Genomic DNA, 12,870 nt, shown 5'->3' on the forward strand with positions numbered 1-12,870 from the left:
GGTTCTGGGTTCTATTTCAAGGGTTCGGCAGCGTGAGGTTGCCGCATGGCCCGACAAGCAAGGCTACCGAGAAGCAAAACGTCCCCTCAAAGGCGGAACAGGCAGCGAAACCCCGACCCAAATCAAGCCCTCCCCAAAGCGAAACCCTAAGGGTGAGCGACAGCGCAGACGAAGAACGGCAGCGTTGTCTCCCGAGGCTTAGAGGCTCTTATGTGCTGCTTGCGTGGGCCCGGTTGTCTGTTCGCTGGCGAACCTTTTGACCGGGACAGCGAGCACTCTTAGAGCCTCTTGCCGAGTGGAGACCGGACACCGAACAAAAAGCGCAGTTTTTGCCTTCTTTTTTCTGCGCAAGCAAAAAAGAAGGTCGGCCCGCTTGTGGGCCGAAACCCACAACAAACCGGGTTCCGTTTCCCGTCCCTCCCACCTTCGGTGGGCCCCGCAATTAAAGAAACCACAACTCTCGAACAGCCCGAATCCTAATGATGAACTCACACTGACGCATAAAAACGGCAGGCCCGTTGAACAACGGGCCTGCCTATTTCTTGTATTCGTAGTCCAGTGCTAAAACTGTACGTTTTTAGCGGCTTCGAGGGTCTTTTCAAGGTCTTCGTCGCCGTGAACGAAGGAGGTGAAGGTGCACTCGAATCCTGCGGGAGCGAGGTAGACACCCTGCTTGTGCATCTGCTGCCAGAAGGCGGCGTAGACGTCGGCGTCGCTGGCTGCGGAGCCGCGCTGATCCACCACGGGTTCTTCGGTGAAATACATGGTGAAGGCCGAGGCGGTGTGCACGAGCTGGACGGGCTTGCCTTTGCTGCGGATGATGCCTGCCAGCTCTTCGGCAAAAGCGAGGGTGCGCTTTTCGAGCGCGTCGTAGTCGCACTCCTGAAGACGCTTGAGCGTGGCGAGTCCGGCGGCCATGGCCACGGGGTTACCGGAGAGGGTCCCGGCCTGAAACACGCCGCCGCAGGGGGCCATGTGATTCATGATCTCGGCCTTGCCGCCGTAGCAGCCCACCGGGAAACCGCCGCCGATGATCTTGCCGAGCGTGGTCAGATCCGGCTCGATGTTGTAACGCTTCTGGGCACCGCCGATGTCAAAACGGAAGCCGGTGATGACTTCGTCAAGGATGAGCAGCGCGCCGTATTGTGTGCACAGGCGCGAAGGCCCTCGAGGAAGCCGGGCTGCGGGAGCACGAGGCCCATGTTTCCGGCTGCCGGCTCCACGATGACGCAGGCGATGTCGTCACCGCTTTCCTTGAAATGATTCTCCACGGCGTCGAGGTCGTTGTAGTGGGCCAGCAGGGTATGCTTGACGATGTCCTCGGGTACGCCGGGGGTGCCGGGCACCGTGGCGGCGGCGGAGCCTGCGGCGGCGAGGAAGGAGTCGTTGTGGCCGTGGTAGTTGCCGATGAATTTGACCACCTTGCTACGACCGGTGTAGCCGCGCGCGAGGCGCAGAGCGGACATGGTGGCTTCCGTTCCGGAAGAGACCATGCGCATCATCTCCATGGACGGCATGAGCTTGGAAATCTCTTCTGCCAGCAGCACCTCGCCTTCGCAGGGCGCGCCGTAGCTGGAGCCGAGGTCAACGGCCTTGTGGGCGGCCTCGGTCACAACGGGGTCGCAGTGCCCGAGAATCTGGGGGCCCCAGCTCAGCACGTAGTCGATGTACTGGCGGCCTTCCACGTCCCAGACGTATGCGCCCTTGGCGCGTTCGATGAAGACGGGTTCGCTTTTGACGTAGCGGCATGCGCGCAACGGACTGTTGACGCCGCCGGGCATGAGGGTCTGTGCCTTGGCGTAGAGTGTCTTGGAATCCATCATTATTCCTTGTCGAATTTGAAATAGACCATGGAGGTCTTCTTGAGTTCCTTGAGGCTCTTGAGGGTGCAGTGATCGGTGATGCCGGTGTCCTGCTCGAGCTCTTTCACGGTTTCATCGGTGTCGCCCGGTTTCTTGCCGTGAATCATGGTGTAGAAGTTGTACTGCCATTCCGGGTAGGTGCGCCGGACGTAGCAATGGCTGATGGCCGGGCAGGAGGCGAGGCGCTCCCCGATCTCGTCCACCCGCTCCTCGGGCACCTTCCACGCGACCATGGCGTTATGGCCGTATCCAGCCTTCTGGTGCCTGAGCGTGGCCCCGAAACGGCGGATCACACCGCGCGCCTTGAGGGTCTTCAAAAGGTTGATGACCTCGGTCTCGTCGGCACCGGCAGCCTCGGCAATGGCCTTGAACGGCTCGGGACCGTCCGGGATGTCGCCCCCGGCCAGTGCGAGAATCCTTTCCTCTTTTTCGGTGAATTGCATAGCCATGCGGACCGTCTTACCCCCTCGTCCGCGCGGTTGCAAGTTGCCAGTTCACGGCAATGGTGTAGAGTGGACGGCATGAATGATCCCAGAGCATACAAAGTACGTGACGGTCACGGCGGAAACGGGCCGGTGGCCTGCTGGATGCACCGCGAACACCGCGCCCGAGACAACCACGCCCTGCTCTTTGCGCAGGAGCTGGCCCTTGAACGCGGCGTGCCGCTTGTGGTGCTTTATGGGCTGGCCCCGAAGTTCCTTGAGGCCGCGTCCCGGCAGTTCCTCTTTCTGGTCAAGGGGCTTCGCGAGACCGCCGCGACGCTGGAGGGGCTGAACATTCCTTTCCTGCTGCGCCTCGGCACGCCGGACGTTGTGGTGCCGGAAATGATACGCGAGCTGGATGTCTCCGCGCTGGTCATGGACTTCGACGTGCTGCGGCTCAAGCGGCAATGGATGAAGACCGTTGCCGACGCGGCTCAGGGCGAGGTATGGGAGGTGGATTCGCGCAACACGGTCCCCTGCCGCCTTGCCTCGGACAAGCGCGAATACGCTGCCCGGACTATTCGGCCGAAGATTCACAGGCTGCTTTCGGATTTTCTGGTTGAACCGCCGGACCTGAAAAAACATCCGCATACCCTGAAGAAACGTCCCGAGACTGCCAGCATGGACGAGGCCTTGAAGCATGTCGAGGCAGCTCCAGCACTTCCAGAGACCGCGTTCGTTCCCGGCGAAACCGCGGCGTGGGAACAGCTTGACTCGTTCATCCGGTCCGGTCTCGACGTCTATGGCGAAGGCCGAAACGTGCCCACCAACCCCGGTGTCTCGCGTCTCTCCCCCTACCTGCACTTCGGGCAGATATCCGCGCTGCGCGTGCTCCATGAGGTCACGGCGCGTGGAAAAAACAGGGACAGCGTGGCCGCATATGTGGAGCAACTGGTGGTGCGCCGCGAACTGTCCGACAACTTCTGCCTTTACGAGCCGGAGTACGACAGCCCCGGCTGCTTTGCCGACTGGGCCATAACAACCCTCGAAGAGCACCTCGGGGACGAGCGGCCCTACCTCTATTCGCTGGAAGAAATGGAACGAGGCAAGACGCACGACGACCTCTGGAACGCGGCCCAGATGGAGATGGTCCGCACCGGACACATGCACAACTACATGCGGATGTACTGGGCCAAGAAGATACTGGAGTGGACGGAACACTACGAGGAGGCCATGCAGCGGGCCATATTCCTCAACGACCGCTACCAGCTCGACGGCCGGGACGCCAACGGCTACACGGGCGTGGCGTGGTCCATCGGCGGCGTGCACGACCGCGCATGGGGCGAACGGGCCATCTTCGGCAAGATCCGCTTCATGAGCTACAACGGCGCAAAATCCAAATTCAGGATACAGGAGTACATCGATGCCCAGCTTCGACCTTCGCTCATCTAGGAAGACGGTTCTGGCCCTGCTTCTGGTCGCCACGTTTCTTATCGGCTGCGGACCAAAAAAGTGCCCAGCCGACGCTGGTCCCGGACGGCCTGACCTATCAGCAGGCTCTCGACGACTGGGGAACCCCGGTGGCGCGCACCTCGCTCGGCAACGGGCCAATCTGCGTCTGGAAGGCGAAACACCGGACCTCCGGCGAGCCGGGTCATCTCATGGTGGCCTTTGATCGCAAGGGAGCGGTGCGCGAAGCATGGTTCAGGCCCGGCCCGCTTGACGAGGACATGGACGCGGCCACGCTTTACGAGTCGTTTGGTCGCTGAAGCTTGCGGCGGACCTCGCCGAGCCGGTTCTGTGCGGAAAGGTTGCCCGGATTGATGGAGAGCGCGGCCTCGTAATACGGCTTTGCCCGGTCCGGGCTCCCGGCGTGCAGGAAGACGTTGCCCACGTTCAGGGCCACGGAATCGCTTCGCTCATGCAGGGCAGGTTCCAGCTCAAGGGCCTTGCGCATGGCGGCCAGCGCCTCGGCCCGGCGGTTGCCGTCGTGCCATGCCAGCGCCTGATTGTAATAAAGACCGGGATCGTCCGGGGCTATCTGCATGGCCCGCGCGTATTCGTCCACGGCCTCCTGCCAGCGCCCCTGCCTGCGCAGGGAAATGCCCAAACGGTTGAAGGTGACAAGGTCGTTTCTGTCCAGCCGGTCACCGCGCGCATCAAGCGAACGGCGGAGATATTTGGTGGCCATCTCCGGGGCGCCCTTCTCCACGGACCCGGCGATGCGCGAGGCAAATACCGAAAGAAGAGAAGGCTGCTCCCGGCCGACGATCTCCAGACAACTGTCAAAGTACTGCTCTGCGCGCTCCAGTTCGTCCTTGCGAAAGTAGACCTCGCCGATCTCCTTTTTCCGTTCAGGGTTTAGCGGGCTGATGAAGTCGAGCTTTTTCAGGTACTGAAGAACCTCGTCATCATCGAATCCACGGAAGGCCTCCACCAGCCGCCTGAGCGGTTCGATGTACAATTCGGCCTCGTTATGGGCCTCAAGGTATGCTTCCACCGCCTTTGCCCGGTCACCGCGGGCAAGATGCACGTCACCGGCCAGCATCAGCCCTGCCGGGCTGCCGGGCTTGATGGAGAGGATGTCCCGGGCGGCCTGCTCCGCCGCATCCAGTTCGCCCTTGACCAAGTGTTCCTTCCCGCTGCCGACCAGCTCCCTGAGCCTGTCATTCGGCCGGATGGCCCCGGCCATCTTTTCCACGAAATTGTTGATGGACGCAGGCTTGACCACCACCCCGACCACTCCCAGCTCGTGCAGGTACGCCAGCTTGTCCGAGGCGATTTCGCCCGTGAGCAGCAGGATCTTCACATCGGGGTGCAGTTTGGAGAGCGTGAAGATGTAGTCGGTCGCCGAAACGCCGTTGATTTCCTGCTCCACAAAGGCCATGACCGGATATTTTTTTTCGGAGAAGGAGGCGATGGTATCGAGGGCTGTTCTACGGCTGGCAGTGGCCACCAGACAGTCCCGCTGCGTGCCGACCACCTTGTGCACGGCGGCGCGCAGGGTTCGCTGGACCACCTTGTCGTCCGACAAGGCGACCACCATACCCTCAAGATTACTGAAGTAATCCACGAGCACGTTCAGGCTGACCTGACTCATGCCTTCCCCCGGTCAGAGTTAACGGGCCGCGAGCCCGCACCGCCTACTCGCCGAGCATCTTATTGAGCGCTTCCAGCTTCTTGACCGCCTTGCCCTTGGGATTGACCGCAGCAGCCTCCACAAAGTATGGCTTGGCGTCATCATACCGGCGCAACTCAACGAATATGTTGCCGATATTCAGGCAGACTCCTTCCTTGCCCTTGTAGAAGTCCGGGTTGAGCTCAATGGCCTTTTCCATGGCCTCGATGGCCTTCCCGCGCTGACCGCCATCGTGATAGGCAAGCCCCATGTTATAGTAGAGCCCTTCATCGGTGGGAGCCACCAGCAGTGCGCGCTTGTAGTTCTCGATGGCTTCCTTCCACTTGCCCTGACTTCTGAGCGCGATGCCGAGGCGGTTGAAGGTGCCGATGTCGTCTGCGGTGAGGTTGTCGGCCTTGGTGTCCAGAACCTTGGTCAGATATTTCTCGGCCATGCGCGGAGATGACTCCGCAACCGCCATGGATACGCGGTTGGCGACACCGGCCACAAGGCTCATGGCCTCCTTGGTGGCAGTCTCGATGGCCTGATCGAAATACTTCTCCGCCCTCTCCATTTCATCACGCTCAACATGCACGGTGCCGATCTCGCACTTGCGCTCGGTATTGAGCGGGCTCAGCTTGTCGAGCTTCTTGAGGTAGCCGAGGTATTTTTCCTGATCGTGCCCCCTGTAGAAGTCGGCGAGCTTCTTGATGGGCTCCAGATACAGCCGCGACCCCTCGTGCGCCTCCATGTAGGCCTCAAGGGCCTTGTCGCGCTTGTTGAGGTCCAGATAGACGTCGCCCTTGAGCATGAGCGCGGCCGGACTGCCGGGCTTGATCTTCAGGATGCGTTCGCAGATGGCCACCGCGTCCTTGTGATTGCCCTGATCCAGCAGCATCTTGCCGGTATGCATCAGCTCCGAGAGCTTGCCCTGCGGCTTGATGGTGAAGGCCATCTTCTCGATGATGTTGTTCATGGACGCGGGCTTGGAGATGACGTTGTTCACGCCTATCTCGTAAAAATACGCGATGTTTTCGCGCCGCGTCTCACCCACGAGGACGATGACGCGGATGTCCGGGTACATATTCTTGAGGGCGAGGATGAAATCCGTGCTCGGCTTGCCCTGCACGATGCGCTCGACAAAGACGATCACAGGCATCTTGCGCTCCATGAGCGCCTTGATGGCCTTGGCGGCAGGGCCCGTGTTCTGCACGTGATACAGGCAGTCCCGGCGCGAGCCGATGGTCTTCATGATCGTGGACCGCAGCGTCTTGAAGAAGAGCACGTCCTCGGTAAGCAGGACGATGTTCCCGCTCGTCTTTTCAAAGTAGTCGTATACTATCGCGTCGTAGCGCTTGTCAGCCATGCATTATTCTCCTTTGGCTGCCGAGGCGACGTCCCACACGTCACCGGGCTCGGGCACAAAGGCCCGAAACCCGGATTCGGCAAGCTTGATATTGATCGCTCTCGAATCCCTGCGCGCGACCCGCCGTCCCAAGTGGACCAGCGCCAGAGCTTTCGGCTCCGCAATGCGGGCCATTTCAAGAGCGGCTTCCACGGTCCCGTGACCGATTGTCTGTCCATGTAGTGCGTAGGCCTCCTGAACCAGAAGGTCGCACCCGCGGGCAAGCTCCGTCGTTGCGACGTGGGCCTGCCGTCTCCCGAATAGAATACGCTTCCGTGAGAAGAGTCCAACCGTATGGCCTGATTCCTTAACGAATGCTCGCCAACGGCGCAACGCACTGAGAATCCTCCGAGCTCGGCAGACTCTCCTGACTCAAGCTCACGAAAAACGAGTCGAAAATTCAGCTTGTCCAACAGGCCGGGATAGGCGGTTTCGGCGAGAGCTTTCACTCTGTGCCCGACCTCCCGCTGCCCTGCGACAGTGAGCGGTTTATCCCGCCCTTCTTCATGCATTCTGGCAAGCAGCCACGGCAGACCGAACCAGTGGTCGCCGTGGAAGTGGCTGATCCATACCGCATCGAGACGGACAGGGTGCGGCATGCAGCGCCACAACTGGGGCGCTGCCGTGAACCCGCAATCGAGCATGACGGAACCCGAGCCATCGAAAACCAGAAGCGATGTGTTGGGAAGCTCCTCGTCAAAAGCTTCGCCGACACCCAGAAACGTGCATTTCATAACGAAGTATGTCCCGTACCCAGAGTATTCCACCCAAGTGTACGCGACTGAACCCACTTCGTCACTGAAGAGAATGTTATTATTTTCTATTGGTAGGAAATTTTCAAGCCGGGAAGCAGCACATCAAAGGGCAGCGTCACGCCGAAGAGCTTCTGCATCAGGGGTTCCTCGACCACAGGCCCGCTCTCCATGGGCACCGGACCTTCGAGACCGGCGAGGCGCTTGAGGTCCTCGATGGCGTTCCTGCGGCTGCCGAGAGCGTCCACCAGCCCGTAGGCCAGCGCCTGCCGCCCGGTGACGGCCCTGCCGTCGGCGACAGCCTCCACCTGCTCCCGCTTCATGCCTCGGGCAGAGGCCACGTCGGTCACGAACTGATCGTGCAGGTCCTCGATAACGCTCATGAGCTGCATGCGCTGCCCGTCGGTGAGCGTTTCCAGCGGGCTGCCGGAAGCCTTGAAGGGGCCGGTTGTCAGCACCTCGGGCGTGATGCCGAGCTTTTCCAGCGCATCCCGAACGGTCACGAACTCGACCTTTACGCCGATGCTCGCGGTGAGCGTTCCGGGGTTGGCGAAAATCTTGGTGCAGGGTGCGGCCGCGTAGTATCCGCCGCTGGCCGCCACTGTGGAGAACGAGGCGACCACGGGCTTCTTGGCCGCGAGGTTCTTGACCGCCTCGTAGATTTCCTGGGAAGGGGCGACCGCGCCGCCGGGCGAGTTGACCCGGAGCAGGACGCCCTTGATGGAATCGTCGTCGGTGAGCTTGCGGATGTAGTCCACAATGCTTGCGGAATCCATTATCACGCCGTCCACGTGGACTTCGCCCAGCCGTTCGCTGGCGAATCCGCCGCTCTCCAGACCACGGAAAATGGCCATGGCCCCCGTGACGAGGGCCACGGCCATTATTATCAGTAGCACCCCAAACAGGAAGGGGTGACGCTGCGAGAATCGCAGTCGTTGTTCCATTCAGCCCTACTCTTCGGGTTCCCCGGAAGCTTCTTCGAGCTTTTCGCGCAGCAGGTCGCCAAGGGTGGGAGCAGCGGTTTCGGTGCTGCCACCGTAGGTCTTGCTGGAGGGCTTGCGGGGTTCCTCTTCGGTGGTCTGTTTGATGGAGAGGCCCAGACGACGCTCGTCGGCGGAGACGTGGATGACCTTCGCCTCGATGGAGTCGCCTTCCTTGAAGACTTCGGACGGGCTCTTGACCTTCTTGCGAGAGATCTCGGAGACGTGCACGAGGCCTTCGATGCCTTCTTCAACTTCAACGAACAGGCCGAAGTCGGTGATGTTGGTGACGGTACCGGTGACGGTCTGGCCGACGGGGTACTTGCCGGGCACCTGCGTCCACGGGTCTTCGGTGAGCTGCTTCACGCCGAGGGTGAACTTTTCGTTCTCCTTGTCCACGGTGAGGACCTTGGCCTGAACGGTGTCGCCGGACTTGTAGACTTCCGAGGGATGACGGATCTTCTTGGTCCAGGAGATATCGGACACGTGAATGAGGCCGTCGATGCCTTCCTCGATGCCGATGAACACGCCGAATTCGGTGATGTTCTTGATGGAGCCTTCGAGGACGGTTCCTTCGGGGTACTTCTCGGCAACCACATCCCACGGGTTGGGGTTGACCTGCTTCATGCCCAGGGAGATGCGCTTCTTGTCCTGGTCCACGCCGAGAACGATGACGTTCACTTCGTCGCCGGCCTTCACCATCTGGGAGGGGTGACGCAGCTTGCGGGTCCAGCTCATCTCGGAGATGTGCACGAGACCTTCCACGCCGGATTCCAGTTCCACGAACGCGCCGTAGTCGGCGAGGTTGGTGACCACGCCCACGTGCTTGCCGCCTTCGGGGTACTTTTCGGCGATGTTTTCCCACGGGTCGGGGACGAGCTGCTTCAGACCGAGGGAGACCTTCTGGCCTTCCTTGTCGAAGTTGAGAATCTTCAGTTCGAGATCGTCGCCGAGCTGGACCATTTCCTTGGGATGCTTGATGCGCTTCCAGGACATGTCCGTGATGTGCAGCAGGCCGTCGAGGCCGCCGAGGTCGATGAACACGCCGTATTCGGTGATGTTCTTGACCTTGCCTTCCACGATCTGGCCTTCTTCCAGAGTGCCGAGCAGCTTGTCGCGCTGTTCCGCACGCTGTTCTTCAAGCAGCACGCGGCGGGAAACGATGACGTTGCTGCGGCGGCGGTTGATCTTGAGAATCTTGAAGTCGTAGCTCTGATTGACAAGGGCGTCCATGTCCGGGACCGGACGGAGATCGACGTGGGAGCCGGGCAGGAATGCCTCGACGCCGCCCAGATCGACGGTGTAACCACCCTTGATGCGACGGACGATGCGGCCGGGGACCACGCCGTCCTGCTCCTGGAGTTCCTCCAGCTTATCAAAAAGCTGCATCCGCTTGGCGCGTTCACGCGAAAGGTGGATGGAGCCTTCACCTTCGTCTTTGTTCACCACGAAGACGTCGACCTTGTCACCGACAGCAACGGTCATGTTACCTTCGGCGTCCATGAACTCGGCAGACGGAATCTGACCTTCGGACTTGAAGTTCACGTCGACGAGCACGTGGTCATTGTCAACCTTGACGACTTCACCGTTTACGATGGTGCCTTCGTCAAGTTCCCCGAAATCGGAATTGAGATAATCCTCGAGGGCGGCCTCGAAGTTCATTTCCATGTCCATTTCGTTTTCAGGGGTTTCGATTTCAGTGTTCTTTTCCATTGTTTCCTCCAACAACAGCCTCGGACGAATTTCGCATATATTTTTTTGGCAGCGGGTTCTTTGTCGTCGTAACTTCCGGTCCGAGGTGCCGGGTCCGTTTCGCCAAAGTGGGCCGCACAGGCCGGCCAGCTGCCTTTATGCCTTTGTTCACCAAGCCTTTTCCTAGCAGGAAGGCTCGTGAGAGTTCTCTCCCTTAACGAAAATTGCCTCCACTGTAAACCGCTTTCGGTATCGGCAAGGCGAAAGAATCACGCCGTGCGGGGGAGTAGTATGACGATGCGGGCCGCCCCGGTTTTTCCGAAGCGGCCCGCACGGCAGAGTCGTTTTTTCTGGATCGCGCCTTATCCGCGGCAGTTGTGCTTCAGGCTGTCGCCCTCCACGATAAAGGCCACGCTTTCGGCTATGTTGGTCGCCAGGTCCGCGATGCGCTCAAGGTGGCGGGCCGCGATGATTGCGTGCACGCCGCGCTCAACGATGCGGGACTCGGTGACCATGTCGTTGATGAACTCCTTGAGGAGCTGGATGGTCAGGCGGTCAGCCTCGTCGTCGGTGCGGCAGACCTGCTCGGCCAGACGGACATCGCCGTCCACAAACGCGCGCAGGGAGTCGGCCAGCATGGCCTTGGAGGTTTCCGAAAGCTTCTCCATCTTGGAGTTGAAGGGAAGCGGCGGACGGGAACTCAGGAACATGGCCCGGTGCGAGAGGTTCACGGCCTCGTCGCCCAGCCGTTCGAGGTTCACGGTGATGCGCATGGACCCGACGATGGTCCGCAGGTCCACGGCCATGGGCTGGTCCAGCGCAAGCAGTTCGAGGTTGAAGGCGTCTATCTCGTCTTCAAGATCGTTAATGGCGCTGTCGCCCTTGATGATCTCTTCGGCAAGGTCGGCGTCACCTTCCAGGAAGGCCTTCACGGATTTATGCACCGCAGATTCGGCCAGCGCCGCCATGCGGAGAACCATGAGTTTGAGTTCTTCCAGCTTTCGTGTGAAGTGGGCTCTTTGTTCCATAATCGCTCTCCCGGTGATGACTTAGCCGAAACGGCCGGTGATATAGTCTTCAGTCTGCTTGTTCTTGGGCTTGGTGAACATCTGCTTGGTGCTGTCCACCTCGATGAGCCTGCCCATGTAGAAGAACGCGGTCTTGTCCGAGACGCGCGCGGCCTGCTGCATGCTGTGCGTGACGATGATGATGGTGAAGTTCTTCTTCAGTTCGTGAATGAGGTCCTCGATCTTCTGCGTGGCGATGGGGTCGAGTGCGGAGGCGGGCTCGTCCATGAGCAGGACTTCCGGCTCAACGGCCAGCGCTCGGGCGATGCACAGGCGCTGCTGCTGTCCGCCGGAGAGGCCCAGCGCCGAGGTGTTCAGGCGATCCTTGACTTCGTCCCAAAGGGCCGCGCCCTTGAGGCTCTCCTCAACGCGCTCCTCAAGAAGCGCCTTGTCCTTCAGCCCGTTGACGCGCAGGCCGTAGGCCACGTTCTCGAAAACGGTCTTCGGAAACGGGTTCGGCTTCTGAAACACCATGCCGATGCGGCGGCGCAGGGAGACGACGTCGAGCCCCTGCGCGTAAATGTTTTCCCCGTCAAGCGTCATCCGCCCGTCCACGCGGGTACCGGCGATGAGGTCGTTCATGCGGTTGATGCAGCGCAGAAAGGTACTCTTGCCGCAGCCCGAAGGACCAATTAGCGCCGTAACCTTATTCGCTTCGAAGTCCATGGTGATGTCTTCGAGCGCCTTGAAATCGGAATAATAAAAATCCAGGTTTTCGGATGAAACCTTGATGTTGCCCATAATGTAACTCCCTTCGGGTGCTTTTCTGAACTCCGGAAAACCGGGAACTCAGTACGGCTAACGTCCACCAGTTACATCGGAATGGCCCGATTGTTACATTTCTGAAACGTTGGCCGCAATCCGCAAATCACTGCACCCGCACGGAGAGTTCGTCCTCGTCGTGGACGAACACCGGCCGCCCTTCCGGCATGGGGACGTCCTCGCGCAGGTGGATCACGAAACGCAGCTTGTCCGGGTGCGACCCGGCCACGACATACTTGATGGGGCCGCCGTCGGGACGGTGGACATTGTCCCCCTTGAGCCCCCAGGAGCCGGGCAGGTCGATGACAAACCGGGGAGGCGAGGAAAGCGTAAACCATTCGGGAGTGAAGTCGGACGGAACCCCAACAAGGTGCAGCGCAAAGCCGGAACCTTCGGCAGAGGCGGAAAATGCGCGGATCACGTTGGCAGGGGCGGTGTCGGCAGAGGTGGTTTCAGCAGATGCCGAAGCGGCAGTTTCAGTGGTGGCCGTATCTTCCTGCTCCTGCGTCAGGCTGCCTTCGGCGGCTTCATCGGACGCTTTTGCAGGACTGTCGCCCCCGGCGGGCGACTCCGCCCCCTGATCCGCAGCCTCGGTCATGTTGCCCTCTCCGGCGTCTTCCACGTCAAGGACATCATCCTGCGGTGCCACCACATGCGTATCCACCGGACGGCGAATCTCCACGGGACCTTCGTTCCCCGTGCCCGCGGTGGAGCCGAAAAGGGTCAGATAGGCGCCTGCGGCCACAACGGCCAGCAACAGGATGAGGGACAAACGACCAACACTACGCATAAACGTCTCCGATTAAATTC

General features: G+C 60.4%; 11 protein-coding genes and 2 pseudogenes. 2 read left to right on the forward strand and 11 right to left on the reverse strand.

Annotated elements, in window-relative coordinates:
* Positions 1 to 561: 561 nt before the first annotated feature.
* Positions 562 to 1,823 (reverse strand): annotated as a pseudogene (gene hemL / locus JCM12178_RS09520) (glutamate-1-semialdehyde 2,1-aminomutase).
* Positions 1,823 to 2,311, reverse strand: coding sequence for a siroheme decarboxylase subunit beta (gene ahbB / locus JCM12178_RS09525; RefSeq protein ID WP_054650849.1), 489 nt, complete (start codon positions 2,309 to 2,311; stop codon positions 1,823 to 1,825). The pseudogene hemL and the gene ahbB overlap by 1 nt, the downstream one beginning before the upstream one ends.
* A gap of 72 nt (positions 2,312 to 2,383) precedes the next feature.
* Between ahbB and JCM12178_RS09530 the strand changes: the two genes are divergently transcribed.
* Positions 2,384 to 3,736, forward strand: a complete 1,353-nt coding sequence (locus JCM12178_RS09530; RefSeq protein ID WP_157054857.1) for a deoxyribodipyrimidine photo-lyase — start codon at positions 2,384 to 2,386, stop codon at positions 3,734 to 3,736.
* A gap of 128 nt (positions 3,737 to 3,864) precedes the next feature.
* Entirely contained in the window at positions 3,865 to 4,053 is a 189-nt protein-coding gene (locus JCM12178_RS09535) for a hypothetical protein (RefSeq protein WP_054650853.1), read from the forward strand.
* Here the strand turns inward: JCM12178_RS09535 and JCM12178_RS09540 are convergent.
* The 9 genes and pseudogenes from JCM12178_RS09540 to JCM12178_RS09575 all read right to left on the reverse strand — a co-directional run bounded on the left by JCM12178_RS09540 (position 4,032) and on the right by JCM12178_RS09575 (position 12,850).
* On the reverse strand, positions 4,032 to 5,384 hold the full coding sequence (locus JCM12178_RS09540; RefSeq protein WP_054650855.1) for a tetratricopeptide repeat protein: 1,353 nt from the start codon (positions 5,382 to 5,384) through the stop codon (positions 4,032 to 4,034). The genes JCM12178_RS09535 and JCM12178_RS09540 overlap by 22 nt on opposite strands.
* Positions 5,385 to 5,427: 43 nt before the next feature.
* Positions 5,428 to 6,768 carry a response regulator gene (locus JCM12178_RS09545; protein ID WP_054650857.1) on the reverse strand — a complete coding sequence of 447 codons (1,341 nt, stop codon included), beginning with the start codon at positions 6,766 to 6,768 and terminating at the stop codon, positions 5,428 to 5,430.
* Positions 6,769 to 6,771: 3 nt separating this feature from the next.
* The gene (locus tag JCM12178_RS19645) at positions 6,772 to 6,942 is read right to left on the reverse strand and encodes a hypothetical protein (protein ID WP_245628704.1); all 171 of its coding nucleotides are present in this window, start codon (positions 6,940 to 6,942) and stop codon (positions 6,772 to 6,774) included.
* A gap of 161 nt (positions 6,943 to 7,103) precedes the next feature.
* Positions 7,104 to 7,541, reverse strand: a pseudogene (locus JCM12178_RS19650) (ribonuclease Z); the annotation flags it as partial.
* An 86-nt stretch (positions 7,542 to 7,627) separates the two neighbouring features.
* Complete coding sequence (sppA, locus tag JCM12178_RS09555; RefSeq protein ID WP_054650859.1) at positions 7,628 to 8,503, reverse strand: signal peptide peptidase SppA; 876 nt, start codon at positions 8,501 to 8,503, stop codon at positions 7,628 to 7,630.
* Positions 8,504 to 8,509: 6 nt separating this feature from the next.
* Complete coding sequence (locus JCM12178_RS09560) at positions 8,510 to 10,252, reverse strand: 30S ribosomal protein S1 (RefSeq protein ID WP_054650861.1); 1,743 nt, start codon at positions 10,250 to 10,252, stop codon at positions 8,510 to 8,512.
* A 341-nt stretch (positions 10,253 to 10,593) separates the two neighbouring features.
* A complete protein-coding gene (gene phoU, locus JCM12178_RS09565; RefSeq protein WP_054650863.1) occupies positions 10,594 to 11,259 on the reverse strand; it encodes a phosphate signaling complex protein PhoU in 666 nt (221 codons plus the stop codon).
* A 21-nt stretch (positions 11,260 to 11,280) separates the two neighbouring features.
* Positions 11,281 to 12,039: a phosphate ABC transporter ATP-binding protein PstB gene (pstB, locus tag JCM12178_RS09570; protein WP_054650865.1), complete on the reverse strand. Its 759-nt coding sequence runs from the start codon at positions 12,037 to 12,039 to the stop codon at positions 11,281 to 11,283.
* Positions 12,040 to 12,166: 127 nt separating this feature from the next.
* Positions 12,167 to 12,850, reverse strand: a complete 684-nt coding sequence (locus JCM12178_RS09575) for an AMIN domain-containing protein (RefSeq protein ID WP_083465836.1) — start codon at positions 12,848 to 12,850, stop codon at positions 12,167 to 12,169.
* Positions 12,851 to 12,870 lie beyond the last annotated feature (20 nt).

The sequence above is a fragment of the Salidesulfovibrio brasiliensis JCM 12178 genome (genome assembly GCF_001311825.1).
Lineage (GTDB): Bacteria > Desulfobacterota > Desulfovibrionia > Desulfovibrionales > Desulfovibrionaceae > Pseudodesulfovibrio > Pseudodesulfovibrio brasiliensis.

Bases quoted from the DNA above. Each gene is read 5' to 3' on its own strand.
- ahbB (WP_054650849.1), bottom strand. From the start codon at position 2,311: ATGGCTATGCAATTCACCGAAAAAGAGGAAAGGATTCTCGCACTGGCC.
- JCM12178_RS09530 (WP_157054857.1), top strand. From the start codon at position 2,384: ATGAATGATCCCAGAGCATACAAAGTACGTGACGGTCACGGCGGAAAC.
- JCM12178_RS09540 (WP_054650855.1), bottom strand. From the start codon at position 5,384: ATGAGTCAGGTCAGCCTGAACGTGCTCGTGGATTACTTCAGTAATCTT.
- JCM12178_RS09545 (WP_054650857.1), bottom strand. From the start codon at position 6,768: ATGGCTGACAAGCGCTACGACGCGATAGTATACGACTACTTTGAAAAG.
- JCM12178_RS19645 (WP_245628704.1), bottom strand. From the start codon at position 6,942: ATGGCCCGCATTGCGGAGCCGAAAGCTCTGGCGCTGGTCCACTTGGGA.
- sppA (WP_054650859.1), bottom strand. From the start codon at position 8,503: ATGGAACAACGACTGCGATTCTCGCAGCGTCACCCCTTCCTGTTTGGG.
- JCM12178_RS09560 (WP_054650861.1), bottom strand. From the start codon at position 10,252: ATGGAAAAGAACACTGAAATCGAAACCCCTGAAAACGAAATGGACATG.
- phoU (WP_054650863.1), bottom strand. From the start codon at position 11,259: ATGGAACAAAGAGCCCACTTCACACGAAAGCTGGAAGAACTCAAACTC.
- pstB (WP_054650865.1), bottom strand. From the start codon at position 12,039: ATGGGCAACATCAAGGTTTCATCCGAAAACCTGGATTTTTATTATTCC.
- JCM12178_RS09575 (WP_083465836.1), bottom strand. From the start codon at position 12,850: ATGCGTAGTGTTGGTCGTTTGTCCCTCATCCTGTTGCTGGCCGTTGTG.